We start from the raw sequence: 25,308 nt of genomic DNA, 5'->3' as shown, positions 1-25,308 counted from the left end.
CGCATAGATTGATTTATCGTTTGCTATAATAATTGATAGATATGTGATCGGCAGCACGAACAATGCTCCGCATGTATTTATTGGAGGGATGTTGATGACGGTACCATCACGGCCATTGAAATTGATGGCAGAAATCTACACAAAAGTGCTTCCTGAGGTCCATCGTGAACTAAAAAGGTGGAAGGAAAAGGCATCCAAAATTCCTGACCCGGAACTGCGCAAACAGGCACTGTCCAGTATTGAATCCAAGACCTTCCATTGTGAAGGTGGTGCAATCTATAGCTTAATTGCTGAAGACAGGCGAAAAGAGGTTATTGCATTTATCGTCGCTTATCAAACGATTAGTGATTATTTGGACAATCTATGCGATCGCAGCACGTCACTTGACCCTGAAGATTTTCGCTGTTTACACCGGTCGATGCTGCATGCCTTGACGCCGGACGCGAGGCCTGAAAATTATTATCGCTGCCGCAGCCAGCAGCAGGATGGAGGCTATTTGGAAGCGTTAGTTCAAACCTGTCAGAAGGTACTGTCGGAACTGACCACACTGAAGATCATTCAACCGGCACTCCATGAACTTGCTGGTTTTTATTGTGATCTGCAAGTCCATAAGCATGTCGTTCGCGATCAGCGCGTACCTAGGCTGATGGAATGGTTTCAAAAAAATAAAGCTCATCTGCCTGAGATGAGCTGGTATGAATTTGCTGCGTGTTCCGGATCAACTTTGGGGATTTTTTGCATTGTTTCCTATGCAGCGGCACGCGGTGATGAAATGAGGCTGCTTGTCGGAAAGATCAAGGACAGCTATTTTCCTTGGGTTCAAGGCCTTCATATTTTAATGGATTATTTTGTCGATCAAGAAGAGGATCGGATCGAAGGCGATCTGAATTTTTGCTTCTATTATCCGAATGATCAAGCGATGATGGATCGTTTAAAACATTTTATCGAGGAAGCAGATGCAGCGATTGACACGATGCCGGACAAGAACTTCCACAAGATGATCAACCGCGGGCTGCTTGGTATTTACCTCGCCGATCGCAAGGTTGCCAAACAGCGCAATGTACGCGTTCTAGCTCGCAAATTGATTCGCAAATCGGGTGGCAGCGGTTTGTTTTTCTTTGTTAACGGATGGCTGTACCGTAGAATCAGGCAAAGTATTTAATCCTGATTTTGCAGTGGTATTTCGGCAAATTTACCTTGCCAACTGTCGCGTCGTTTTAATTCGTCGTCGATGGCATCGAGAACTTCCCATTTGTTCAGACTCCACATCGGACCGATCATTAAGTCTGCCGGCCCATCTCCGGTCAAACGATGAATGATCATATTTGCGGGCAGGATTTCCAACTGGTCGCAAACAAGCTGAACATATGTATTGAAATCGAGAAATTGGAGCATGCCTTTTTCGTATTGCTTGACCATTGCCGTTTTTTTCAGAAGGTGAAGCAGATGGATCTTGATGCCTTGAACGTCAAGCTTTGCCACAGCTTTCGCGGTCTCAAGCATCATCGCCGGTGTTTCCCTTGGCAATCCGTCAATGATATGAACACAAACGGGAATGTTGTGTTTGCGCAGTTTCGCAACGCCTTCGACAAAGCAGTCATAATCATGTGCACGGTTGATTAGACGTCCGGTTTCGTCGTGAACGGTTTGCAGGCCCAGTTCCAGCCACAAGAATGTGCGCGCGTTTAATTCGGCAAGGTAGGCGACCACATCGTCAGGCAGACAGTCGGGGCGAGTGGCGATCGACAAGCCGACAACGCCTTCTTGTTCCAAAACCGTTTCGTAACTTTCACGAAGCACGTCAATCGGTGCATAAGTATTTGTGAAGGCTTGAAAATAGCCGATGTATTTGTCGGCATGCGGCCATTTTGTTTTCATTTGTTCTTTAATGGTTTTGAACTGAGTGGCGAGACTGTCCTTGCGGTTCCCTGCAAAATCACCCGAACCTTTTTGACTGCAAAAGGTACAGCCGCCCCAGGCAACTTTTCCGTCGCGATTCGGGCAGTCGAATCCTCCGTCAAGCGGCACTTTAAATACTTTGCTTCCGAACTTGTCCCTTAAATAGGTATTCCATGTATAGTACCTTTTATCCGGCCCATAATGAGCCGGCCATTTTTGTTCCGCCATTTCACGTACTCCCTTCACTAACCTATGGCACATTCTAGCAAACATTCGCTGAAACATAAAGCCGTTACACCGACTGCGCCTGTCTGCAGAATCCCATCACTTTTCTCAGTGATTCCATTAAAACAACTTCAAAGATCAACTTTTTTCCGACCTGAGTTGACATCTGATTGCAATATCAATAAAATAAATACACAACCTAAAATGAACGACTACTGATGATGAAGAAAAGTAGCCTGTGAGCGGTTTTCAGAGAGTCGGCGCTTGGTGTGAGCCGATACGGTAAGCAGACGAACTCGCTTCGGAGGTGCGGGACTGCCCATCATTGGGTATCCCGACGCAGCCCGCGTTACAGGGATTAAGCGAGCGTGATGACGGCTGAAGTCTCATGCTAATCTGGGTGGTACCGCGGGAATAAAACAAGTCATCAACCTCTCGTCCCTGACAAACTGTTGGGGCGAGAGGTTTTTCTGTATTTCACAATCTATTTTGACGATGCAGGATTAAAAAGGAGGAAATCGCCATGGCAATGGCATTTGATCACCGAAAAATTGAAGCAAAATGGCAAAAATTCTGGGATGAGCATCAAACGTTTCGTACAGATGATGCATCGGATAAACCGAAATATTATGTTTTGGATATGTTTCCTTATCCATCAGGAAAGGGACTGCATGTCGGTCATCCGGAAGGGTATACAGCAACGGATATTATGGCACGGATGAAACGGATGCAAGGCTTTGAAGTGCTGCATCCGATGGGTTGGGATGCCTTCGGACTTCCGGCCGAACAATATGCGCTTGATACGGGCAACGATCCTGGCGAATTCACCAAGAAAAATATTGCTACATTCAAGAGGCAGATTAAATCACTCGGGTTCTCGTACGACTGGAATCGTGAAATCAATACGACAGATCCGCAGTATTATCGATGGACGCAATGGATCTTTCTGCAGCTTTACAAAAAAGGACTCGCCTACATTGCCGAAGTACCGGTAAATTGGTGTCCGGCACTTGGAACGGTACTTGCAAATGAAGAGGTCATTGATGGAAAAAGTGAACGCGGCGGCTTTCCGGTTGTCCGCAAGCCGATGAAGCAGTGGATGCTTAAGATCACCGCTTACGCGGATCGTCTGCTTAGTGACCTTGAAGATTTGGATTGGCCGGAGAGCATTAAAGAAATGCAGCGCAACTGGATCGGGCGTTCTGAAGGTGCAGAGGTTCAATTCCAAATTGATGGTCATGGTGATGAAAAAGTAACCGTCTTTACCACTCGTCCGGATACGCTGTTTGGCGCGACCTATATGGTTCTTGCTCCCGAACACAAACTCGTTGACAAAATTGTCACTCCGGAACAAAAGGAAAGCATTGATCGCTACCGCGCAGAAGTGGCCGCTAAGAGCGATCTTGAACGTACCGATCTTGCAAAAACAAAAACAGGTGCTTTTACCGGTGCGTATGCGATTAACCCGGTCAATGGTAAAAAAGTGCCGATCTGGATCGCCGATTACGTTCTGATCACGTACGGCTCCGGTGCAATTATGGCAGTTCCTGGTCATGACGACCGCGACTATGAATTCGCAACCAAATTCCACCTGCCGATCATTGAAGTGGTTGCCGGCGGCGATCTGTCGAAAGAAGCATACACCGGTGAGGGTAAGCATGTTCATTCGGAATTTCTCAATGGATTAGGCAAAAAAGAAGCGATTACGAAAATGATCGATTGGCTTGAAGCACATAAAGTCGGAAATCGTAAAATTACGTATCGTCTGCGTGACTGGCTGTTCAGCCGTCAGCGTTATTGGGGCGAACCCATCCCGATCATTCATATGGAGGACGGATCGCTCAAAGCGGTTCCGGAAGAAGAACTGCCGCTTCGTCTGCCGAAAACTGAAAACATCCAGCCATCCGGAACGGGTGAATCACCGCTTGCAAATGACACAGAATGGATAAATGTCGTTGATCCGGAAACCGGGATGAAAGGACGCCGTGAAACCAATACGATGCCTCAATGGGCAGGCAGCAGCTGGTACTTCCTTCGCTATATCGATCCGCATAATTCCGAGAAACTTGCGGATCCAGAAAAGTTGAAACGGTGGATGTCGGTTGATCTGTACGTCGGCGGTGCAGAACATGCCGTCCTGCACTTGCTGTATGCGCGCTTCTGGCATAAAGCACTTTATGATCTTGGCGTTGTTCCGACAAAAGAACCGTTCCAGAAGCTGGTCAACCAAGGAATGATTCTTGGCGGCAATCATGAAAAGATGAGTAAATCCAAAGGGAATGTTGTAAATCCAGATGAAATTGTAGGCTCGCATGGCGCAGACACGCTGCGTCTTTATGAAATGTTCATGGGACCGATTGATGCTGCCGTTGCTTGGTCTGAAAAAGGGATTGACGGTGCGCGCCGTTTTCTTGATCGTATCTGGAGACTGTTTGTGAGCCCAGAGGGTGGTTTGGCTGATCAGATCACGCAAAATGGTTCAACCGACGAGGCTTTTGAGAAAGTGTACCATCAGACCGTGAAAAAGGTAACGGAAGACTATGAAATCATGCACTTCAATACCGGCATTGCGCAATTGATGACCTTCATTAACGAAGCGTACAAACAAGAGACGATTCCTGCATCGATGGCAGAAGGATTTATCAAGCTGCTTTCACCGATCGCACCCCACATCAGTGAAGAGATTTGGTCGCTGCTTGGTCATGAAGAGTCGATTGAAACATCATCGTGGCCGTCGTTCGATGTGAAAAAATTGGTCGAAGATAAAGTTGAGATCATCGTTCAGGTGAACGGAAAGATCCGTACACGGTTCCAAGTTGATAAAGGGATTGCGCGTGAACGTCTTCAAGAAATTGCATTGAATGACGAACGGATTAAAGAACGTCTCGAGGGCAAATCCGTGAAAAAAGTGATTGCTGTACCAGATAAATTGGTCAATATCGTTGCAAAATAACCAAAAAGGGAAAGGCCTGCATAAAAACCGCTTTCTGTGCGAACGCATAGGAGCGGTTTTTTTTGCAGATAAAGAGAAGGATATGTGAGATGCTAGTGGGACAGCGATCAGCTGAAGTGTTGCTCAAGCTCAAGGTGGATAAATCAGCCGCTGATAAAGGATCGACTTAGCCCGGATAGGCAATGAGACAACCGCAATAGGATTTAGACAATGTTACGAGCGAACACCGCACATGACCAATACGATTTGTCATGGCAAGGAGGGTGTCCCTTTTTTTCGACAAAATGTTACAAATAACGTACGACCCTGTTGAAGCCATGCTGTACAATCGTTATATTGTGGTAAAATACAAAGAGTTGTGGGCCGTGCGCCCAATTGAAGATTAGGAGCGTTGACAGATGTCCGCATCGAAAATGATCCGAGGTGCCATGATTTTAACAGTCGCCTCAATTGTTTCACGTTTGCTTGGAATTTTCTTTATCATCCCATATAATGCGTTAACCGGCACAGAAGGGACTTTTCTCTATGGGATCGCCTATACGCCTTATGGTATTATGCTGAGTGTATCGACGATGGGTCTTCCGCTTGCTGTGTCGAAATTCGTTTCAAAGTATAATGCACTTGGCGACTATGAGTCCGGAAGGCGACTGCTTAAATCCGGCTTTGTCTTAATGGCGGTAACCGGGCTTATTGGGTTTCTGGTTCTTTTTATCGGAGCACCGCATATTGCTGCTGCTTATGGCTTGCCGGCAAACAGAATGAATGATGTGATATTGGTTATTCGTGTGGTCAGTATTGCCATCCTGATTGTCCCGGTCATGAGCCTGATGCGTGGGTATTTTCAAGGCTATCAGTCAATGGGTCCGACAGCGGTTTCTCAGATTGTTGAGCAGGTTGTCCGGATCGCCTTCATTTTAATCGGCGCGTTTCTTGTGATTAAAGTCTTTCATGGTTCGCCGGTTACCGCTGCTGCACTTGCCACTTTTGCAGCATTTGTCGGAGCGGTTGGCGGCCTTTATGTTATGCTGCACTTTTGGGTGACGCGGCGCGGGCGTATGTCCAAGATGAAGCAAACGGTACAGAGAAGAAAGAAAATATCCTATTTATCGATGTATCGCGAGTTAGTCAATTACGCCATTCCTTTTGTTGCGGTTGGGATTTCGATGCAGCTGTATCAATTGATTGATCAATTCATGGCCTACCATTATTTAGCGTACAGCGCGCAAGTCAAGGAGCTCGTGATTACCGATTTAACGGTTAATGATCAAAAGATGGTGATGATACCGGTAACGCTTGCAACATCGCTTGCTGTCAGTGCTGTTCCGGCGATCATTAATTCTTATGCAAAGCGAGATATTAACGAAGTCAATCATAAAATCACACAAGCTTTTGAACTTGTATTATTTTTAACCATACCGGCTGCGGTGGGTCTTTCTTCTTTGGGGTATATGATTCACGGTTTGCTCTTTGAAATTAACCTGCATGACTTGCTGATTGGCGGGCGCATTCTGCAATGGTATGCGTTGACCGCGATTTTCTTTGCTTTGTTTCAGGTGACTGCGTCCATACTTCAAGGGATTAATCGGCAGCGTGTCACTTTAATCAGCCTTTGCGCAGGAGTCATGATTAAAATCTTGCTCAATCCATTATTTATGAAAGTATTTGGCATGGTTGGTCCGATCCTTGCAACCGATATTGGCTATGCGGTCTGCATCCTTATCAATTTAATTGCGATTAAACAAGCGACCGGTTACAAATACTCGGCGATTGGTCAGCAAGTGATACATATCGTTGGCTATACGGCCATTATGGCTCTTTCAATCCAGTTGATCTTTCTCCTATTCGGTGGTTCGATTCCAAGTGGCAGAGGCATTGCGTTTGTTGTCGTGATGGTTAGTGTTGCGGTTGGTGTAGCCGTATATCTTTTGCTTTCTCGATGGACCGGTTTGCTGCGCCGCGTGGTCGGCGGAATGAGAAAGCGCAGGACCGATTAAAACATAAAAAGGTGTCTCTTTGTCAGTAGTGACGGTGAGGCACCTTTTTTTGGGCGTTAGGTGTGGAAAACGGTTTATCGTTGCGGGAATCCAGGCCCGCCGAATGGAGGAACTGGAAATCCGAGTCTCCGTTCAATGGCGCGCACGCGGCGGTCAAGGTTCTGAATTTCGCGGTCGGTCTGTGCTTGCGAACGTTCCAGCCGGTTTAATCTGCGCTCGAATTGTTGTGGATTAAATGGTGGTTGAGGCGGGCGCGGGGGTTGATGCATCTGTCTGCTTTCAGCGTCTTGTGAATCTTCGTTCCAGACAAAAGCGTGATCAGCATAAGGAGATGCTGTATGCCTAGAATCAAGAAACGGGGAAGATCCAGCATTTGATTGTTCAGACGGAATTGTTGCGGCTTGCTGATTGAAATGAGGCGCGGTTTGATCAATCCATCCTCTTGGTGCCGATGCAGGCTGATAGGCACTCACGTCTTGCGGAAAAGCAGCATGTTCATTTGAAAACATAGATGATGATCCTCCTTGAAATGTCGGTTTGTTCATCCATAGTCTATGTTTCAAAATGATTTTTGCCCATGTGTTCTTGCAAAATAAAAAGAGCTGCGAACAAGCAGCTCAAGAAACCTTTACCTTCTTTTCTGTTACCGTCCATTGTCCTCGGCGGGGACTTTTTACCAAATTATTATAGGTGAGAATATTGAGATCTCTCTGCATTGTTCTCTGTGTCATGTCAAATTCTTCAACTAACTCCTTTGTCGTAACCGTACCTTGTTTTCGAATGAACAAATAAACGGACTTAACACGATTTAGCATACGATCAGTTGAAGGACCCAAGTCACCACTCCCCAGATTATTTATCAATAAAAGATATGTCTTTTACTGAGCGAAATATTCAAGCAAGAGTAAATACATTGAATTTTGTTGTACAATAGGATTCAAAACGTATTGAACGACGCGATTTCACCGACTGGATCGACATATTGTCTGATTCGAAGAGCACATACCGATTTGCTGCACTCTGAGGTCACATAATTTTCTGTCAACAGTTTAAATATAACGCTACATTTTGAAATGTCAAATATTTTTTGCTGGAAAAAGGCATCTATCCGCAGAAGTGCGTTTTGCTTCTCAATCAATGGCGATCCGAATACTTATGAATACAAGGAATCGTGTAAGAAAAACCGGGCGACGCCTAGTCCTTACTTCCGCAGGATGCGGTGGCTTTCGCGTTGCATACAGGACGTATGCGCACTTAGCGAAAGTTCCTTTTACTCTAAATGCGGCTTTCATTCATCAATGATATGCTTGAACGGCACACCAGCTGCTCGCTTGCCGCGGCAGGCGCCAGAGTACTTCTGCTTTGCTTCTCGGCCAAGACACTTTGCTTTGAAGACGAGGCAAAATCATGGGCTTTCTTATTTTGTAAAAAAAACTGCACTCCCATCAGTTTCGGGGAGTGCAGTTCCATTAATGTGGGAAAATATCTCCGGACAAGTAACGTTCACCGTTATCATTGATCATACAGACAACGATTTGATCGGGTTTGAAGCGGCGAGCGACTTGCAGTGCGACATATACCGATGCACCTGACGAAGGTCCGCAGAGAATCCCTTCATCACTGGCTAATCTGCGCGTGATTTCGTAAGCATCATCATCGCTGACGTCGATAATTTCATCGATGAGCGACATGTCCATGGTATCTGGAATAAAGCCTGGGCTTGTTCCAACAATTTTATGACGTCCCGGTTTTCCTCCGGAATACACCGGTGATCCGGCTGGCTCGCAGATATGTACCGTCATTTCGGGGAAAGCCTCTTTCAGAGCCCGCCCTGTACCGGATACTGTACCGCCCGTACCTGCTGCGCCAACGAACGCGCAGAGTGGGCGTTTCAGTTCTTGAATATCACTGATGATTTCAGCGGCAGTTGTTTTGCGATGCGCCTCAGGGTTTGCCTGGTTTTCAAATTGCATCGGCATGTAGCAGTTCGGCAGCACTGCAGCAAGTTCTTTTGCTTTTTCTATTGCGCCGGGCATTTTTTTCCTTCCTGAGGTCAAAACCACGTCAGCGCCGAAGGCTTTTAATAAATTGATCCGTTCTTGGGTGATCGTGTCCGGCATAACGATCATCGCTTTATAGCCGCGTGCTGCTGCGGCCATCGCAAGGCCAATACCCATATTTCCAGATGTTGGCTCAATGATCGTTGCCCCTTTCTGAATGATTCCCCGTTTTTCAGCGTCGATAATCATATTCAGTGCTGCACGATCTTTGACACTTTTGGTTGGGTTGAAGTATTCTAACTTTGCGTAGATTGCTGCTCCGTTTGGATCGGGCAGTCGATTTAAACGAACCATCGGCGTTTGACCGACCAGTTCATCAATAGATTGAGCAGGTTTCGTCATTGTTTTCTCCCTTTTCTTCGTTGGATGCTTCTCATTAGCTTCTCGTTCATGAGGATAAAGTATTCCAATAGTAATGGTTCTATTATACAGGATGAAGTGAACTTGGGTCGACCATTGATAAGCATCTCTTATAAAAATAGTGGGTAATCTCGTTAATATCGAGCAAGTACAAGGATGGGAAGAAGGCGTTTTATGTCCAATCATTATTTTTTAGGCATTCCTGTTGCGGATGCATTACGGGAAACGTTAAATCAGGCTGCTCGCTCATATCTTACAGCTGCAGACTATAAGCGTAAAACCGACGCCCGCGATTACCATATTACGCTCCTCTTTTTGGGCGCACTGGCTTCCGAGCAGCGTACGGCAATTGTACAAGCCGTACACCAAACTTCGGCGAACTGGACGCCATTTACGCTCGCTTTGTCAGGAATCGATGGGTTTGGTGATCGCAGGCACCCGCGCGTTTTATTTGCTTCATTAAAGGAAACAAGAGGTCTCACTGGTCTTCAAGCTGCAATTGCGCAAGCCGTGGCTCCGCTCGGCGTGCGATTAGAGAATCGCCCGTACCATCCGCATATCACACTGGCGAAACGCTGGGTAAGCGGCGACCTTCCGATGCAGTTGCCTGCGGTGCATCATGGGCTCGCTGGAAAACAGTGGACCGTATCCGCTGTATCGCTTTTTCAAGTTTGTCCGGATAATTTGCCGAATTATCAACAGATATGCTTATTTCCTTTTCAATCTGAAAAGAGAGAGTATTCCTAAACCCTGTTTTTGTATTAAAATAGGTTTAGAAGACTAAAGGGGAAAAAGCATGGCTCAATTGATCAAAATTAATCAATGTATTTCGCGTTATCAATTAAATTTTCTTGGCTATGCCAATCGCTACCCGTGGCTGAAGAAGCGGCGGCAGGCAGAGTGGAAACTGCGTCAACAGGGCGCATTGGCCGATATTGCTGAGGAGTCGCACGGATTTGACGATTGGCTGTTTGCAAAACAATTATTGTGGGCAAGCCGTACCGCAGAGGCGTATTCGCCCTATCCGGATCAACTTTTACAAACCGTTTGGCTGCGGCGTATGTTAAAGGGAATTAATGATGTATCTTTTCTTATGTATCAGCCGGTCTTGCTGACAAAATCTGGGCCGGTTCAACTCGACTCAATTCTGCTCATGAACGACCGTATCTGCTGTATTCATCCGCTCTTAGGTGCAGCAGGCGATGTGTTCCAGCCAATGGAACAGCGGCGATGGCAGCAGATCACCAACGGGGCAAGGCAGACATTGGTCAATCCGCTGATTGCTTTACGGCGCACCAAAGCGGTCATTTCCGCCTTTTTACGCAATCAAGGAATGGCTGAACTGCATGTGCAAGGAATGGTTTATGCACCGCAAGCTTATATTGAAAAGGTGCCTGCCGAATCAGAAATCGTATTTGTTGACCGAAGAAATGAGCGTGAATGGTTTCAGCGGGCCGATCAGCATTCTCTGCTTCTAAAGAGAGAACAAGTTGCATGTGCCGAAGCGCTGCTCAATGCGAGCGAAACATTTGCGGAACCAAGGACGAGCTGATCATGAAAAAATGACAGAATTCGCGTTTTTATGATTGTTGATTATCCGTGAACGTGGTATATTTTTATGCATAGTCTGTTTTTTTCGATAACATGCGAAACGGACATGGAAAGGCAATGGTGGAATGCTTTGATTCATTTTTTCGATGGCGATAATTGGGAAATCTCTCCAGCAGGAGGATTGACAGGAGAAGCATATATGGCAAGCTCCGGGGAAAGTAAGCTTTTTATTAAGCGAAATTCTTCCCCTTTTCTTGCTGTTCTTTCTGCGGAAGGAATTGTTCCAAAGCTGCTTTGGACTCGGCGCATGGATAATGGAGATGTGCTCACTGCCCAAACGTGGTTAAAGGGGAGAGTTTTGACACCGAATGAAATGGCTTCAGAGCAGGTTGCCGAAATGCTTAAAAAAATTCATTCTTCCGAACCGCTCTTGACCATGATGAAACGCTTGGGCAAGAAACCCGTGACGACTACACAGTTGCTGAATCGATTATCGAGTCAGGCGCGCGGCAGGACGGAGACACGTGCATTGCGTCAATCGCTGAACTTTTTAAAAGATACTGCCGAGCGCGCGGAATATCCGAAGAAAATGGTTTGCCATTCGGACATCAACCATAATAATTGGCTGCTTGGCGAAGATGAAAAGAACTTATACTTGGTCGACTGGGATCAAGCGGTCATCGCTGATCCTGCCATGGATTTGGCGATGCTCCTTTATTGGTACGTTGAAGAGGAAGATTGGGAAGATTGGCTGCATCTGTACGGCCTGAAACGAACAAAATCGTTACAGTTGCGCCTCGTATGGCATATGATTGCAATGACCGTACGTTTTATGTTCTGGCATCAGGAGCATGCAGAAATGAAGAAAATCATCCTTTTTGAGAAGGACCTGCTGTGGCTGAATGACTATGCTGCCGGACTGCTTGCTTAATCGATCGAGTGTTCAACAGCAGTCACCGTTATCAATTCGTGGATCGGCATCTTTCCGTGACGGGAAGGTGCGCTTTTTTGCGGATCGGACAAACGCTGGTTTTTCTGCTTTTCGCTGATCATTAACCATTCTCCATGGTAATCTGGAGAGAAAAGAAATAGAATAGATGACGGACCCGCCTGAGCGCATGCAGCACGTTTAGGATGATTGTCCCGTATGAGCGAACAAAGGGAGAGTTACACATGAGAGTACGACACAAACCTTGGGCAAAAAGCAAACTGAATCAGCATTCGAATCTTGTGGTTCAATCGCCAAAAGATCACAATGGTGAATGGCATGATGTATTTCACCGCGAGGCACCGCTTCATGTAGAAATCGGCACCGGTAAAGGCCGGTTTCTTACAGGAATGGCGAAAAAATACCCGGATGTTAATTTTGTCGGTATTGAGCTTCATGAGAGTGTGATTGTAACTGCACTGCAGCGATGCTTGGATGAGGGTTTAGATAATGTGCGGCTGATTAATGAGGACGCGCGCGGTCTGACTGAGTTCTTTGCTGAAGACGAGGTGGATGCTCTCTATTTGAACTTTTGTGATCCGTGGCCGAAAAACCGTCATGAGAAGCGGCGCCTGACTTATTCTGCTTTTCTGGCACAGTACGAATATGTACTTAAAAAGGGCGGCATATTGAATTTTAAAACGGATAATCAAGGCTTATTTGAATACTCGCTCGAAAGCTTTTCAAAATATGGATTTATTCTCCAAAATATCAGTCTCGACTTGCATCATGCAAAAATGAAGGACAATGTCGTTACCGAATATGAAGAAAAGTTTGCTGAAAAGGGCCAAAAAATTTATCGCTGTGAAGCCATTTCAAGCGAATAAAGAAAATCTCCCGCTGCCAGCAACGGGAGATCATTCGGACTAGTCTTGCGCCTTTAATTCAAGGACTGCTCCGCTCTTGGCGTCAGCAATAAAGTCAAAGTGGTGCGTGTCGTTTTTCCGACTCGAGATGAGACCGCCTTTATAAACCAGATGAGTGAGACTGTCTTTGGACCAACTATGCGGGGTAAGGAAGATCCATGCGCCCTCGATTGGCATTTGGTCTTTGACTTCACGCTTGACTTGTTCCAATACATGTTCAGAACTTAACGATTTTTTACCGGCTGCGTTGCGTGCAGTGACTGCTCCGGCAAGATAACCGATTAGTGAACCGATCAAAAAGGCGGTACCGAAACCGAATCCTTTTTTCATGATCGTCCTCCTTTTTACGAACGCAGGACCGTGGCACGCAGTGTGCAGATGATCCTGTGTTTTGGTTTATTCATTGGGATGAACGCATGTGAATGCATAGTTTGTATTATAACATGGAAGAAGTAATAAGATACGCTTGATCGTTAATGAAACGGGTCCGTGATCTTTATGAAGAAATGAGGCGAACGGTATGATTATTATAGGTGTTGGAACGAAAAATCCTGCAAAACTCAATGCGGTGAAGCAGACGATTGAGGAGCAGGCAATCGATGCTGAAATTCGAAGTTATGATGTGCCTTCAGGTGTGTCCGCGATGCCGATGTCCGATCATGAAACAAGCCAAGGTGCAGTAAACCGGGCGAGAGCGGTGCTAAATCAGGATCCTGAGGCAACGCTTGGGATCGGCATGGAAGGCGGCGTTTCTGAACTTGATGGCGAGATGTTCCTGTGCAACTGGGGCGCCTGTGCCGATCGCGAAGGCCGGCTTATCCGTGCAGGAGGTGCCCGCATCTTGCTTCCGCAAGCGTTGGCGGACGGCGTGCGCAGCGGACGTGAACTCGGTGATGTTGCCGATGTTTATTTTCATCAGGAAAGTGTACATACGCATGGCGGAACCATCGGCATACTGACTGAGGGACGTGTGTCGCGTACCGAGATGTTTCACCATATATTGAAACTCATTGAAGGGATCTACGCCTATCAGAAACGTTAAATGAACATTGTCTGAAGATCACACTGTAACTCCAGCTTTTATCTATGCTAAACTAAGTAAGGTATGTTTTCAGCCAAGCATGACTCATGCGAGAACAAGCAGAATAAAGGAGCTGATCGCTCAATGGATCGTGCCGATTTAAGAAAATTAGTTGAACAAAGATTGCAGTCTGATGAGACAACCATTCATTTTGATGATAAAAGCGAGCAGCTGCGCATTGAATTAATTAAAAGTGGAAAAGGGGTCACGCTTTCCATACCCGAACTTCTGCAGCATTATCATGAGAAAGGCGAGCCGGCGCTCGAACAAGCACTTGTTACGATTGAGCGCGGATTGAAAGCCATGTCGGTTTCACCCCATCTGAAAGGAAAAGAAAAGCGAATTTTTCCAGTCATTCGTTCGGCATCTTTTCCAGAAAAAACAAAGGACGGACGGAGACTGATTGCCAAGCCACATACAGCAGAAACAAAAATTCTCTATGCACTTGATCTTGGCAAGGCATGCAGACTGATCGATGAGCGTTTTCTTGAACAAGAAGGTATCGCAGAACAGATGCTTATGGAGTCTGCAGCCTTTAATTTAAACGCGCTGCCTGTAAAAATGAAAAAAGATGTTGTACGAAACAATGCGTTTTATTTTATAAACACAAAGGACGGCTACGATGCCAGCAGAATTCTAAACCGCAAGCTGATCGAAAAGATGCGCAGCAAGGCGCACGGAGATCTGACGGTAGCTGTGCCGCATCAAGATGTATTGATTTTTGGCGATATTGTCAATCCTGAAGGTTATGACATTCTGGCACAAATGACGATGAAATTTTACACTTCAGGAACGATTCCAATCACCATGATGCCGTTTATTTTTAATGAGCAAGGCGAACTGGAACCAATCTTTATCATGGCAAATAAACGGCCAAAACCGGGAAAAACAAAAAAACAGTAATGCAACGGCATGGATGGAAGCATCCTGCCTGGAAGGGGTTAAATGCATGATTCTTTATTACAACCGCAAAGGGATTGGCGATACCTTAATTGTTTATTTCAAAGAGGGTGAAAAACAGGCCGTTCAAACATCGGACTCCGTCACACGGATTTACGATGCAGCGACGAATGAAACGCTGGGCTTTAATTTATCCAATGCCTCTGCATTCTTAGGTACGCAAGAAAGCGGTCAACTAAAAGCGGATGGCGCATTGATTCATCTGCTGAATCAAAAAATAGAGCGTGCAGGATTTGACGCGACACTTCCTGAAACATGCAAACCAATGATTGTCACCGGTTATGTAAAAGAAATGAAGAAACATCCGGATTCCGATCATATGCATGTCTGCAAAGTTGACTTAGGGGACGAAGAACTGGACATTGTCTGCGGCGCACCGAATATCGATCAAGGGCAGAAAGTTGTTGTCGCCAAAATCGGTGCCTTGATGCCAAACGGAACATTGATTCGCCCAACGGTGCTTCGCGGAGTTGCTTCCTATGGCATGATTTGTTCCGCACGCGAACTTGCACTCCCCAATGCACCGCAGAAACGCGGCATCTTAGTTCTTCACTCAGAGACAAAAATTGGACAAGATTTTTATGAACGAGCAGCACATAAAATGAACGTATAAATCGAAAAATTTTTGCGAAGGTGAGGCGAATCGCAATGGCCGATAAATGGTGGCGCAAATATTTCAGTATGGACAGCGAAGATGAGCCTGATCGCCGTGAAACACCTCTAGAAAACGAGCAAACGTCAGCCTCGGTTGGCCGTTTCAAGGATCCAAATCGGAAGGTTGAAGTAAAGATGCTCGCGCGTTATCCGGAGCATGTACGCGCGGATACCTCATTTGATCGAGACAACAGCAGCAAGAGCAAGCGCAGCGCGGATAAGCGTGATGAGGCCCCGAAACCAAAGAAGAAACCGCCTTTTCATCCGACCCGCGTTCCATCTCCGGTTTTCGGCTTTCGAAAGCCGAATCAGGCAAAAGAAGCTGAAGGCTACTTGGACGTGAAGAAAGAGGATCAAGAAAAACGGCAGATTGAAGCCTATCGTCAAGAAGAATTGAACCGATCAAATGAAAAGCATCCGTCAATAGCGGATCAGCCGACGATTGACCGAACAATAGCGGATCAGCCGGCGATTAATCGAACGAAAGATCCATTAACTGACCGTGAAGCAACCGATGTTCCTGCTGATCCGCTGTCTGAAACGGATCAGAGACAGGTGCCATTGAATGAGGCAGCAGCTGAACCTGCAGCCACTCACCGTCAGGATGAGCAGCCGGATTCGGTATTCCAAGAAGCGGAGCCACCTGCAGAAATGGTTAGGCAAGAGACGGCACCGGCTTCGCAGGAGTCGACCATTCAACAGAAAAAAGAGCCGATCCGCGTGACGAGTCGCTTGCCGCGCTCACCGTTTCGTCAGGAACGCCAGTCCAAAGTCCCCTTTAATGTTTTGATGTTCCACACGGATCGAAGAAATAGTACAACGGTGAAAGAGCGGGAGCCTGCACAACAAGCGACAGCTCCTTCCGACTTTTTGCTGCCGCTTGAACTGCTTCATGATGCTGCTACTTCAGAAAAAGACAGTGCATCTTGGATTGAGGAAAACAAAGCAATATTGGTTGAAACGTTGGAAAATTTTCATGTTGATGCCGATGTCGTCGGGTATGTTCAGGGGCCAAGTGTGACACGATTTGATCTTCACCTGCACCCCGGCGTCAAAATAAATAAAGTGCTCAGTTTGACAGAGGACATTAAGTTAAGTCTTGCTGCACGGCAAATTCGAATTGCGCCGGTGTTGGGGACAAGCAGCGTAGGCATCGAAATTCCAAATAAGGTTCGACGTCCTGTGCTGCTTAAAGAATTAGTCACATCAAAGAATTTTAGAGAAAGCAAGGCACCGCTGATTGCTGCACTCGGTCAGGATGTTTCCGGAAATCAAGTGGTCACGGATCTGGCGAAGATGCCGCATGGTCTTATTGCCGGGGCAACCGGATCAGGCAAGAGTGTCTGCATCCACTCGCTTATTCTCAGTTTAATCTACCGTACATCACCGGAAGATCTGCGTTTTCTGTTAATTGATCCTAAGGTCGTTGAGCTTGCCCCTTATCAGGAATTACCACATCTGGCTGCTCCGGTCATTACCGAACCGAAAGAAGCGGCGGCTGCACTTAAATGGGCCGTTGATGAGATGGAGCAACGCTACCGAACGTTTGCCGAATGTGCCGTTCGCGATATGGATGGCTACAATCGCAAACGACGCTCCGGTCAGATCCACGGCGACAAGATGCCTTACATCGTTATAGTCATTGATGAACTTGCCGATCTGATGATGGCAGCGCCGCAGGATGTTGAGGAATCGATCTGCCGAATTGCGCAAAAGGCGCGGGCGGCGGGGATTCATCTGCTGGTTGCTACCCAGCGCCCCTCGGTAGATGTGATTACCGGTTTGATTAAGTCGAATATACCGACGCGGATTGCGTTTAGCGTTTCCTCACAAACCGACTCGCGAACAATTTTGGATTGCAGCGGTGCTGAGCGCTTGCTCGGACGCGGTGATTTGCTGTTTGCGGAAAATGGATCGCGAAGTCTGCGACGGCTTCAAGCTTGCTATGTATCTGATGAAGAAATCAGCCGTGTCACTCACGCATTTCATGATTGGCAAAAGCCGGAGTATCTTTTTTCTCCTGAAGCAGTGCGTACCGATTATGAACGCTCGGAGCAGGAAGATGAATTGCTCGGCGAAGCAGCTGCGTTTGTCGTTGCGCAGGGTCAAGCTTCCGTTTCCGCCATTCAGCGTCACTTCAGAATTGGCTATAATCGCGCCGCCAGACTTGCCGATGAGCTGGAGATGCGCAATATTATCTCAGCAAGTAATGGAAGTAAGCCGCGTCAAGTATTGGTTTCCAAGGAGAAACTTAGTGAGCGGCTTGGCGAACCGGATTAAAATGGAGGACAATTTTTTTAGCATTTTATATGGATAAAATATGCTTTTACAATGGTGTTAATAAAGGTTAAAATAAATGTCGAGCATGACGGCAATGCAGAGCGGAACACGCAATACAATGAACGTTGTGAGTTTTTATGCAGTGCTCGCTCCATTGATCGGTTTTTATATTTTTTGCTAAAAACGAATCTGCAGCACACAGAATAGCCAATAAATGAGTATACTATTCATATTGCAGCGATTTGGTCATGCACGAAGCAATTTATGGAGGTCATTTGTATGACGAAGTACCATTTTGTTGGCATAAAAGGCACTGGAATGAGCGCACTTGCTCAAATCCTTCAGGGGCTGCACCACGAGGTCCAAGGCTCGGATTATGACAAACGTTTTTTTACCCAAAAGGCACTTGAGGATAAGAAGATTAAGCTTCTTCCCTTCACGGAAGCTAATATATCCTCGGACGAGGTAGTGATCGCCGGTAACGCGTTCCCGGATCAGCATGAGGAAATAAGCAAAGCCAGAGAGATGGGTGTTCCGGTTTATCGTTATTACGATTTTTTGGGCATGCTGGCGAAGCACTATACAAGTGTCGCGGTGACCGGTACACATGGAAAGACGTCAACGACCGGACTGCTTTCATTTGTTTTTAAGGCGTTTGCCCCAACCGCCTATTTGATCGGCGACGGCACCGGTTACGGCGATGACAAGAGCAAGTACTTTATTTGGGAATCCTGTGAATACAAACGGCACTTCCTTCATGCTGATCCTGATTATTGCCTGATTACCAATATTGAATTTGATCACTCGGATTATTACAAAGACCTTGATGACGTTGTCAGTGCGTTTCAAGAACTTGCACTTAAGGTGAAAAAGGCAGTATTTGCTTGTGGCGATAATGAACAGCTTCAAATGATCAAATCGAATGTGCCGATGATCTATTACGGATTTAATGAAGAGAATGATTTTCAAGCAAGAAACGTTCATTTTCTTTCTGATGATTCGGGAACGGAATTTGACGTTTATATCCGCAATGATTTCTATGGACATTTCAAAATTACCGGATACGGCAAGCATAATGTGCTCAATGCACTTGCGGTGATCTCATTCTGTAATTATATGAATGTCCCGCTTGAACTCGTTCAGGAACGTCTTGCCAAGTTTCATGGTGTGAAGCGCCGCTTCTCCGAGATGAAGCTGGAGCCCAGGGATCAGATTATGATCGATGACTATGCACATCATCCAACCGAAATTCGAGCAACGATTGATGCGGCGCGTGAAAAATATCCGGATCGTAAACTGGTTGCCATTTTTCAGCCGCATACGTATTCTCGGACCATGACGTTTATGGATGAGTTCGCTGCTGCACTGGCTACGGCAGATGATGTTTATCTCTGTGATATTTTCGGCTCTGCTCGAGAAAAAAGCGGCAAGCTGTCCATTCATGATCTTCAAGACCGCATTGACGGCGCACATATTCTGCACAACAGCATGATTGATGATCTGAAGCAGTATCAGCACAGTGTGCTGTTGTTTATGGGAGCCGGAGATATTCAGAAGTACCAAACCGCATATAAAGAAGCACTTGAAGCATCTGCGCTCTAAAGTGTTTTCAATAATGGGGACGATGAAGCCTTGCTTCCGTCTGCATGCGAGAAACTTGCCGGCCGGCAAGTTTTCTTTAATATGTCTAAAATGTTAAGATAGGAGAGTAGGACAGACGGGGTGGTGGAATTTTAATCCCGTGGACGTATAGAAAAGCGATGATTCATTAAACTAATATGGAACAAGTGAAAGGGAGGATGTACGGTGATCATTATTTTGTACCTAGCCGTTGCTGTTATTGCGATCGCATTTGCTGTTCTGGTTTATTTCTTGTCACAAACACTGAGTGCTGCTCAAAAAACGATGGAAGATGTAGCCTCAACGCTTGAAGACGTTCAGGAGCAAATGAAGGGTTTGACTGAAGAGACGACGGAGCTGCTGCACCGGACAAATGGTCTTGCAGTAGACTTGCAGAAAAAGTCGAAAAGCTTAAATAGTGTTTTCGATGCCGTTGAAGGCTTTGGACAATCACTTGGAACCATTAACACTTCAGTTAAACGTGTTTCAGCGAGCATTGAAAATAAGGGAATGGAGCAATCCGATAAAGTGGCACGTACGGTTCAATGGGGCAGGGCCGCCATCGATTTGTTTAACCGTTGGCAAAATGCTCGCAAAACAAATCAGTGAGAGGAAGTGTTTGAATCATGAGCACGCATGAAACAAGCCCAACAGGCAAACGTGCGGCTTTCATTTCCGGTCTGATTTGGGGCGGGCTGCTTGGCGCGGCAGCGGTCTTTTTCACAACTGCTCCTTCCGGGAAAAAGATTGTCCAGCAAATGCAGCAAGAAAGTATTTCGCTTAAAGGAAAAAGCGAAGACCTCTTTCAAACCGCTAAGCGTAAGTCGATCGATCTGACACATCAATTGACAGCTGCAGCGAGAAATGATCAAGAGGAAAAGGAACAGATGATTCCAATCCCGAAGGACTACTGATCTGCTTACCGATTCGGAGGAAGTAAGAACTAGGCCTGACCAGCTTTGATTTTGGATTTGCTGATGCTGGGATAGCAGCGCAGCATACTTCAATCAATCAATACAAGACACAAACTGGGAGCCAGGGGAGCCTTCGCAGGCAATTGCGTGTTCGAGAAATCTCTCGGTTCGTCCGCGGTCGTGCTCGGTTGATGCGCGCGGCTGAAGTGACACTCCGCTCAAGATCGATAATTCGGCCGCATACATAGTGACAGTAACGGTTCAGCCTGTCCGGCTCAATGTATCTGCGGAAAACGCAAGCAAATTCATGCGGCCTTGTCAAAAAAATATAGCACATGAGGTCGAATTTTGTTACTATTAAAAATAGGCATCAATGAACCATTGATGCGTATTTGGCTTACTTAAAAATGAAAACGTTATAGAGCGTGGACGGAGTTCAGGCTGACTATAGAAAATGGTGGATTTTGAGGAGGAATGAGCATTGAGCGCAACGATTTATGATGTAGCCAGAGAAGCTGGCGTTTCGATGGCGACGGTTTCGCGAGTGGTAAACGGCAATCCGAATGTAAAACCGACAACACGGAAGAAGGTATCCGAGGCAATAAAAAGGCTTGGCTATCGGCCAAATGCTGTTGCTCGAGGTCTTGCAAGCAAAAAAACAACAACGGTAGGGGTCATCATTCCCGACATTTCAAGCGTTTATTTCTCGGAGCTTGCACGCGGTATTGAGGATATTGCAACGATGTACAAGTACAATATCATTCTTTGCAACTCGGATCAAAACAAAGATAAAGAAATTCATTTGATCCAAACCTTGCTTGGTAAACAGGTTGACGGAATTGTCTTTATGGGCGGTAAAATTGATCAGGAGCATATTGAAGAATTCAAACAAGCCAATGTACCGATTGTTCTTGCATCGACAGTGGACGAGCAGCGTGAGATTCCTTCAGTGAATATCGATTATGAACAAGCCGTGTTCGAAGTTATTTCTAAGCTGGCTGAATCAGGAAATGAACAGATTGGCTTTATCAACGGGCCTAGCGAGATTCCGCTTAATGGCAAATACAAACTGAATGGATACAAACGCGCGCTTGAAGCCCACGGTCTGGCGTTCAATGAGGCTCTGGTCGCAGAGGGCGATTACACTTATGAGTCCGGCAAAGAAGCAGCTGCACAATTCCTGAATCAAGACGTAAAGCCAACGGCCATTTTCGTTGATTCCGATGAAATGGCGATCGGCGCCATTCATGAGGCGCAAGATGAAGGATTAAAAGTTCCTGAGGATGTTGCGGTGGTCAGCAGCGAAAATACGCGACTGGTTCAAATGGTTCGTCCGACGCTCTCAAGTATCGCTGAACCTACGTATGATATCGGCGCGGTGGCAATGCGCCTCTTGACAAAACTGATGAACAATGAAAAAGTCGACTCCATCACGGTTCAGCTTCCGTATCGGATTGATTGGCGCAATTCAACAAAATAAATCAGTAAAACGAGTAAAAAAGTTACCTAAAAGCCTCCATGCTGCTGTGATTCACAGTAGCATGGAGGCTTTTTTACACGAGAAGAAGTATATGATTTTGTTTTGTGGTACGACGCTCAGCGATATTCCCGCAGGAAAAATGCCTGTCTGAGGAGGTTTGCGGTGCGCCGCGGCAAGCGAGCAATCGGAGCGGTGATTCAGCACCGAAAAGACACGAACCCATCACACATGAAGGAACTTTCCTAAGGGAACTTTCCTAAAGGAACTTTCCTAAAGGAACTTTCGCTAAGTGCGCATACGTCCTGTATGCAACGCGAAAGTCATCACATCCTGTGAAAGTACGTCCTGTATGCAACGCGAAAGTCATCACATCCTGTGAAAGTACGTCCTGTATGCAACGCGAAAGTCATCACATCCTGTGAAAGTACATCTTGTGCACAACGCGGAAGCCACCGCATCCTGCGGAAGTAAGGACCGAGCGCTTTTTGCCCGGTTTTTCATATACGTTAAGCTTAAGCGCAAAAAGATAAGTGAAAATAGTATAAAGGCTCAGCCGGCACCTAAAAAGGCGTAGCTGAGCCAAATGTTCTTTAAAGGATATGATTTTGGAATTTACGGCAAGTAAGCAGCTAAAGTTCGTTCAAGCACAAGATTAACGATGAAAGCCAAGCCGGCTGAAGACAAACGGGAAAGACCAGCACAGCTTATTTATCTTCATTAATCCGAGTGTTGATTAAGGACGAACTTTGCCAAGAAGTTCCGGCCTCGCAGCCTTCAGATCTGTATATGGAAAATGTGATTGAAGGAAGTCGGGCTTTATTCGGAACAATCCATTTTGAGACTGCTCATTTTCTTGAGGCTGTTCCGCTTCATGTCCATCATTTTGGCCAGGAATCAGATTTGGATCTTGTGACGGATCTTCCACGTCCGGCTGCTGTTGTTCGGTCGTCAATGGCTCGAGGGCCTCTATTTCATCTCGCGGTTCATATTTTGCATTCATTAAATCATTGACCTCAAAGCCCGCCGCCTTGGAGTAGCCCGTTGGTTTTCCATCGGTCAGTCCATCATAGATTTGTTTTGAAACACCTTCAGGCTGTTTGAATCGATCTTTTGGCGCCATCAGTTCAGGATCGACATTATAGGCGCGATTTGCAAAGCCAGCAAACAGCGTGCGTGTTTGTTCCGAATAGCGGCTGTGGTTTAACTGTTGGTTATGTGCATATCCATTCCAAACGCCCATCGTAATATTCGGGTTTGAGGCGACCAGCCATGAGTCGCGCCAATCCTGTGACGTACCGGTTTTTCCAGCCCAGTCAGCGGAAAAATTGAGCATACCGGGCAATGCTCTGCCGGTTCCGTATTTAAAGACATCACGCATCATATCCAACATTTCATAGTTCGCTTGTTGCGAAAAGACGTTTACCGGTTCCGTCTTATGTTTATAAATGACTTTGCCATTGCTGTCTGTAATTTGATCGATCATATAGGCATCAACGAAGTTTCCGTTATTTGCAAAGGTCGTATAGGCATCCGTATTTTCTTCAATGGTAACGCCTCGCTTGATCCCCCCGAGTGCAGCAGAAACATTATACCCGTCCGAACCGACCAAGGAAGTCATGCCCATCTTCTTCAAGTAATCCGGTGCCGTATTTGTTGTTGCACTCAGGCGGGTAAAGACACTTATCGCGGGCACGTTATGTGATGCGGCCAAAGCTGCACGAGCCGTTTCGAATCCGTGGAATGCTCCACTGGTTGATGTGGTTCCATAGTTTGTCGGTGCATACAATTTGCCGTTAATCATCCGTTTGTAGGGAAGATCGGCGACGATCGAGCCTGGCTGAATAAGCCCAAGTTCCAGGGCCGGTGCGTAGACGAGCAACGGCTTCATTGTAGATCCGTTCTGACGCGTAACCTCGGTCGCATAGTTTAATTGTGAATGGTTAAATCCACGTCCGCCGACGAAACTGATAATTTTACCTGTTTTATTCTCAATCAGAATCGATCCAACTTGCATTGGATCTTTTACCGGTACTTTTTTTCCGTCGCTACCGGTCACTTCTAGTAATTTTCCTTTTGCATCGCGCGCATATTGATCCGGACTGTAACCGGAATAATTTTGGGCAAACGACTCCATATCATCATAAATCGCTTTATTGATTGTTGTATAAATCCGGTAGCCGCCGTTTTCCAATTTTCCTGCGGCATTGCTCATGAATTCTTTGAATAGATTATAATGATTCGTCAGCGTTGCCGCGTTGTAGTCATGGACTTTTGCGATTTCCTGCAAACTTTTTCCTTTATAGATTTCGTGGTTGTACTCGTATACGATATTTTTGTAATTGAGATAATCGTTATAAAGCTTATCACTGCTGTATCCTTGGTCTTGCGCCATCATTTTGGCAAGGATTATGGCGGAGCGATTTTCGATTTCTTTAGATAGATAAGGATAGTCATCATTAATATTTTTGCTTGGTTTCGCAAAGTGTTTTTTATAGTCATACTTGAGCGCCTGATTTAATTCATCTTTGCTGATGTAACCGGCAGCGTACATACGCTTCAGTACGGAGTGCGCACGATTGATTCCGGCAGAGACATCTTTCTTTAGCCCACCATGGTTTTGAAACGGTGAGTATGAAAACGGGTTTTTCGGCAATCCGGCAATATATGCGGCCTGCGGGATTGAGAGCTTGTTTGCCTTGACGCCGAAGATTCCTTCAGCCGCAGTTGCTGCACCATTTATATTTTTTCCGGATGAGTCTCGTCCGAACGAAGCCATGTTTAAGTAGGATTCAAGAATCTCATCCTTTGAGAAATAGCGTTCTACGCGCAGCGCGAGCAGAATTTCTTTGAATTTACGTTCATTGGAAACTTCATTCGTAAGGATTTGGTTTTTAACCAATTGCTGCGTGATTGAACTTCCGCCCGTGGCTTGGGGCCTATGTAACACTTCTTCCGTACTCGCTCTGAGGATCGCTTTCGGGACAACGCCTTTATGTTGATAAAAGAGTTCGTCTTCGGTCGCAATCACTGCATTGATGAGGGCAGGGGAAGTCTCTTTTAATCGTGTTCGAGTCTGCACGAGATCGCTGTTCATTTTCCCGATCGGGATCTTTCCAGCAAAATAGGTGATGCTGCTCTCTGAGTAATTGTCAATATCTTGTTTGAGTGTTTCGTAACTTAGAACAGGCTGATCGCGTACTAAAGCAGCGAAATAACCGCTAACGGTTCCTGCTGCAAAAAAGGATCCGATCAGGAGCAAAGACAGTGTGAATAAAAATGAATTCCATATCATTCTTGTTATGGATTGCGCGTTTTGGATGACTGAGCTGGTCGCCCATTTTTCCGCCAACCGGTCGAAAAAATCGGAAAAGCTTTTTAATGGGGCATGCATTCGCAAATCTCCTCTTAATCATTAGTCATTAT

General features: G+C 46.1%; 22 protein-coding genes and 1 other annotated feature. Of the genes, 15 read left to right on the top strand and 7 right to left on the bottom strand.

The features are described from left to right. Positions 1 to 94 precede the first annotated feature (94 nt). The gene (locus K7399_RS08395; protein WP_028976383.1) at positions 95 to 1,162 is read left to right on the top strand and encodes a tetraprenyl-beta-curcumene synthase family protein; all 1,068 of its coding nucleotides are present in this window, start codon (positions 95 to 97) and stop codon (positions 1,160 to 1,162) included. On the opposite strand, the gene mnmL is transcribed toward K7399_RS08395, so the two are convergent. Continuing rightward, complete coding sequence (mnmL, locus tag K7399_RS08390; RefSeq protein ID WP_028976382.1) at positions 1,159 to 2,127, bottom strand: tRNA modification radical SAM protein MnmL/YtqA; 969 nt, start codon at positions 2,125 to 2,127, stop codon at positions 1,159 to 1,161. The two genes, K7399_RS08395 and mnmL, sit on opposite strands and share 4 nt — an antisense overlap. Before the next feature lie 206 nt (positions 2,128 to 2,333). Further along, positions 2,334 to 2,570 (top strand) — a binding site (T-box leader). A gap of 83 nt (positions 2,571 to 2,653) precedes the next feature. Here mnmL and leuS point away from each other — a divergent pair. Both leuS and K7399_RS08380 read left to right on the top strand, forming a co-directional pair. Then, on the top strand, positions 2,654 to 5,077 hold the full coding sequence (gene leuS / locus K7399_RS08385) for a leucine--tRNA ligase (protein WP_028982718.1): 2,424 nt from the start codon (positions 2,654 to 2,656) through the stop codon (positions 5,075 to 5,077). A gap of 398 nt (positions 5,078 to 5,475) precedes the next feature. After that, positions 5,476 to 7,071: a putative polysaccharide biosynthesis protein gene (locus tag K7399_RS08380; protein ID WP_028976380.1), complete on the top strand. Its 1,596-nt coding sequence runs from the start codon at positions 5,476 to 5,478 to the stop codon at positions 7,069 to 7,071. Positions 7,072 to 7,145: 74 nt separating this feature from the next. On the opposite strand, the gene K7399_RS08375 is transcribed toward K7399_RS08380, so the two are convergent. The 3 genes from K7399_RS08375 to cysK all read right to left on the bottom strand — a co-directional run bounded on the left by K7399_RS08375 (position 7,146) and on the right by cysK (position 9,473). Next, positions 7,146 to 7,580, bottom strand: a complete 435-nt coding sequence (locus tag K7399_RS08375) for a hypothetical protein (RefSeq protein WP_051575090.1) — start codon at positions 7,578 to 7,580, stop codon at positions 7,146 to 7,148. A 108-nt stretch (positions 7,581 to 7,688) separates the two neighbouring features. Beyond that, positions 7,689 to 7,907: a DeoR family transcriptional regulator gene (locus K7399_RS08370; protein WP_028976379.1), complete on the bottom strand. Its 219-nt coding sequence runs from the start codon at positions 7,905 to 7,907 to the stop codon at positions 7,689 to 7,691. 633 nt (positions 7,908 to 8,540) lie between these two features. After that, positions 8,541 to 9,473, bottom strand: coding sequence for a cysteine synthase A (gene cysK, locus K7399_RS08365; protein ID WP_128166903.1), 933 nt, complete (start codon positions 9,471 to 9,473; stop codon positions 8,541 to 8,543). A 192-nt stretch (positions 9,474 to 9,665) separates the two neighbouring features. Here cysK and thpR point away from each other — a divergent pair, with 192 nt between their 5' ends. The 3 genes from thpR to K7399_RS08350 all read left to right on the top strand — a co-directional run bounded on the left by thpR (position 9,666) and on the right by K7399_RS08350 (position 11,973). Continuing rightward, positions 9,666 to 10,238 (top strand): RNA 2',3'-cyclic phosphodiesterase, encoded by a 573-nt coding sequence (gene thpR, locus K7399_RS08360; RefSeq protein WP_164875495.1) that lies wholly within the window; start codon positions 9,666 to 9,668, stop codon positions 10,236 to 10,238. Positions 10,239 to 10,287: 49 nt separating this feature from the next. After that, positions 10,288 to 11,043, top strand: coding sequence for a hypothetical protein (locus K7399_RS08355; protein WP_128166899.1), 756 nt, complete (start codon positions 10,288 to 10,290; stop codon positions 11,041 to 11,043). 198 nt (positions 11,044 to 11,241) lie between these two features. Further along, positions 11,242 to 11,973, top strand: a complete 732-nt coding sequence (locus K7399_RS08350) for a phosphotransferase family protein (RefSeq protein ID WP_223362281.1) — start codon at positions 11,242 to 11,244, stop codon at positions 11,971 to 11,973. On the opposite strand, the gene K7399_RS16160 is transcribed toward K7399_RS08350, so the two are convergent. Next, positions 11,970 to 12,095, bottom strand: coding sequence for a hypothetical protein (locus K7399_RS16160; RefSeq protein WP_255304667.1), 126 nt, complete (start codon positions 12,093 to 12,095; stop codon positions 11,970 to 11,972). The two genes, K7399_RS08350 and K7399_RS16160, sit on opposite strands and share 4 nt — an antisense overlap. A 120-nt stretch (positions 12,096 to 12,215) precedes the next feature. Between K7399_RS16160 and trmB the strand changes: the two genes are divergently transcribed. Next, the gene (trmB, locus tag K7399_RS08345; RefSeq protein WP_028976375.1) at positions 12,216 to 12,857 is read left to right on the top strand and encodes a tRNA (guanosine(46)-N7)-methyltransferase TrmB; all 642 of its coding nucleotides are present in this window, start codon (positions 12,216 to 12,218) and stop codon (positions 12,855 to 12,857) included. Positions 12,858 to 12,896: 39 nt separating this feature from the next. Here trmB and K7399_RS08340 read toward each other — a convergent pair whose 3' ends face one another. Beyond that, a complete protein-coding gene (locus tag K7399_RS08340) occupies positions 12,897 to 13,226 on the bottom strand; it encodes a hypothetical protein (protein WP_028976374.1) in 330 nt (109 codons plus the stop codon). 190 nt (positions 13,227 to 13,416) lie between these two features. Between K7399_RS08340 and K7399_RS08335 the strand changes: the two genes are divergently transcribed. The 8 genes from K7399_RS08335 (at position 13,417) to ccpA (ending at position 21,885) form a co-directional block, all read left to right on the top strand. Continuing rightward, complete coding sequence (locus K7399_RS08335; RefSeq protein ID WP_128166897.1) at positions 13,417 to 13,938, top strand: DUF84 family protein; 522 nt, start codon at positions 13,417 to 13,419, stop codon at positions 13,936 to 13,938. A gap of 123 nt (positions 13,939 to 14,061) precedes the next feature. Next, positions 14,062 to 14,880 carry a DUF1444 family protein gene (locus K7399_RS08330; RefSeq protein ID WP_028976372.1) on the top strand — a complete coding sequence of 273 codons (819 nt, stop codon included), beginning with the start codon at positions 14,062 to 14,064 and terminating at the stop codon, positions 14,878 to 14,880. Between the two features lie 46 nt (positions 14,881 to 14,926). Then, a complete protein-coding gene (gene ytpR / locus K7399_RS08325; RefSeq protein WP_128166895.1) occupies positions 14,927 to 15,550 on the top strand; it encodes a YtpR family tRNA-binding protein in 624 nt (207 codons plus the stop codon). Between the two features lie 35 nt (positions 15,551 to 15,585). Continuing rightward, entirely contained in the window at positions 15,586 to 17,871 is a 2,286-nt protein-coding gene (locus K7399_RS08320) for a DNA translocase FtsK (protein WP_128166893.1), read from the top strand. A gap of 279 nt (positions 17,872 to 18,150) precedes the next feature. Further along, positions 18,151 to 19,473 carry a UDP-N-acetylmuramate--L-alanine ligase gene (gene murC, locus K7399_RS08315; RefSeq protein WP_128166891.1) on the top strand — a complete coding sequence of 441 codons (1,323 nt, stop codon included), beginning with the start codon at positions 18,151 to 18,153 and terminating at the stop codon, positions 19,471 to 19,473. 204 nt (positions 19,474 to 19,677) lie between these two features. Continuing rightward, complete coding sequence (locus K7399_RS08310; protein ID WP_028976368.1) at positions 19,678 to 20,100, top strand: DUF948 domain-containing protein; 423 nt, start codon at positions 19,678 to 19,680, stop codon at positions 20,098 to 20,100. A 17-nt stretch (positions 20,101 to 20,117) separates the two neighbouring features. After that, on the top strand, positions 20,118 to 20,405 hold the full coding sequence (locus K7399_RS08305; RefSeq protein WP_037563055.1) for a YtxH domain-containing protein: 288 nt from the start codon (positions 20,118 to 20,120) through the stop codon (positions 20,403 to 20,405). A 481-nt stretch (positions 20,406 to 20,886) separates the two neighbouring features. Next, the gene (gene ccpA, locus K7399_RS08300) at positions 20,887 to 21,885 is read left to right on the top strand and encodes a catabolite control protein A (RefSeq protein ID WP_128166888.1); all 999 of its coding nucleotides are present in this window, start codon (positions 20,887 to 20,889) and stop codon (positions 21,883 to 21,885) included. Positions 21,886 to 22,618: 733 nt separating this feature from the next. Here ccpA and K7399_RS08295 read toward each other — a convergent pair. Continuing rightward, entirely contained in the window at positions 22,619 to 25,276 is a 2,658-nt protein-coding gene (locus K7399_RS08295) for a transglycosylase domain-containing protein (protein WP_128191224.1), read from the bottom strand. Positions 25,277 to 25,308: the final 32 nt, after the last annotated feature.

The organism is Sporolactobacillus terrae (assembly GCF_019930545.1).
GTDB classification, from domain to species: Bacteria; Bacillota; Bacilli; order Bacillales; family Sporolactobacillaceae; genus Sporolactobacillus; species Sporolactobacillus terrae.
The sequence above is the reverse complement of the archived record's forward strand: the minus strand, read 5'-3'. Positions and strand labels throughout refer to the sequence as shown.

Coding starts and splice junctions, on each gene's coding strand:
- K7399_RS08395 (WP_028976383.1), top strand. CDS start 95: ATGACGGTACCATCACGGCCATTGAAATTGATGGCAGAAATCTACACA.
- mnmL (WP_028976382.1), bottom strand. CDS start 2,127: ATGGCGGAACAAAAATGGCCGGCTCATTATGGGCCGGATAAAAGGTAC.
- leuS (WP_028982718.1), top strand. CDS start 2,654: ATGGCATTTGATCACCGAAAAATTGAAGCAAAATGGCAAAAATTCTGG.
- K7399_RS08380 (WP_028976380.1), top strand. CDS start 5,476: ATGTCCGCATCGAAAATGATCCGAGGTGCCATGATTTTAACAGTCGCC.
- K7399_RS08375 (WP_051575090.1), bottom strand. CDS start 7,580: ATGTTTTCAAATGAACATGCTGCTTTTCCGCAAGACGTGAGTGCCTAT.
- cysK (WP_128166903.1), bottom strand. CDS start 9,473: ATGACGAAACCTGCTCAATCTATTGATGAACTGGTCGGTCAAACGCCG.
- thpR (WP_164875495.1), top strand. CDS start 9,666: ATGTCCAATCATTATTTTTTAGGCATTCCTGTTGCGGATGCATTACGG.
- K7399_RS08355 (WP_128166899.1), top strand. CDS start 10,288: ATGGCTCAATTGATCAAAATTAATCAATGTATTTCGCGTTATCAATTA.
- K7399_RS08350 (WP_223362281.1), top strand. CDS start 11,242: ATGGCAAGCTCCGGGGAAAGTAAGCTTTTTATTAAGCGAAATTCTTCC.
- K7399_RS16160 (WP_255304667.1), bottom strand. CDS start 12,095: ATGATCAGCGAAAAGCAGAAAAACCAGCGTTTGTCCGATCCGCAAAAA.
- trmB (WP_028976375.1), top strand. CDS start 12,216: ATGAGAGTACGACACAAACCTTGGGCAAAAAGCAAACTGAATCAGCAT.
- K7399_RS08340 (WP_028976374.1), bottom strand. CDS start 13,226: ATGAAAAAAGGATTCGGTTTCGGTACCGCCTTTTTGATCGGTTCACTA.
- K7399_RS08335 (WP_128166897.1), top strand. CDS start 13,417: ATGATTATTATAGGTGTTGGAACGAAAAATCCTGCAAAACTCAATGCG.
- K7399_RS08330 (WP_028976372.1), top strand. CDS start 14,062: ATGGATCGTGCCGATTTAAGAAAATTAGTTGAACAAAGATTGCAGTCT.
- ytpR (WP_128166895.1), top strand. CDS start 14,927: ATGATTCTTTATTACAACCGCAAAGGGATTGGCGATACCTTAATTGTT.
- K7399_RS08320 (WP_128166893.1), top strand. CDS start 15,586: ATGGCCGATAAATGGTGGCGCAAATATTTCAGTATGGACAGCGAAGAT.
- murC (WP_128166891.1), top strand. CDS start 18,151: ATGACGAAGTACCATTTTGTTGGCATAAAAGGCACTGGAATGAGCGCA.
- K7399_RS08305 (WP_037563055.1), top strand. CDS start 20,118: ATGAGCACGCATGAAACAAGCCCAACAGGCAAACGTGCGGCTTTCATT.
- K7399_RS08295 (WP_128191224.1), bottom strand. CDS start 25,276: ATGCATGCCCCATTAAAAAGCTTTTCCGATTTTTTCGACCGGTTGGCG.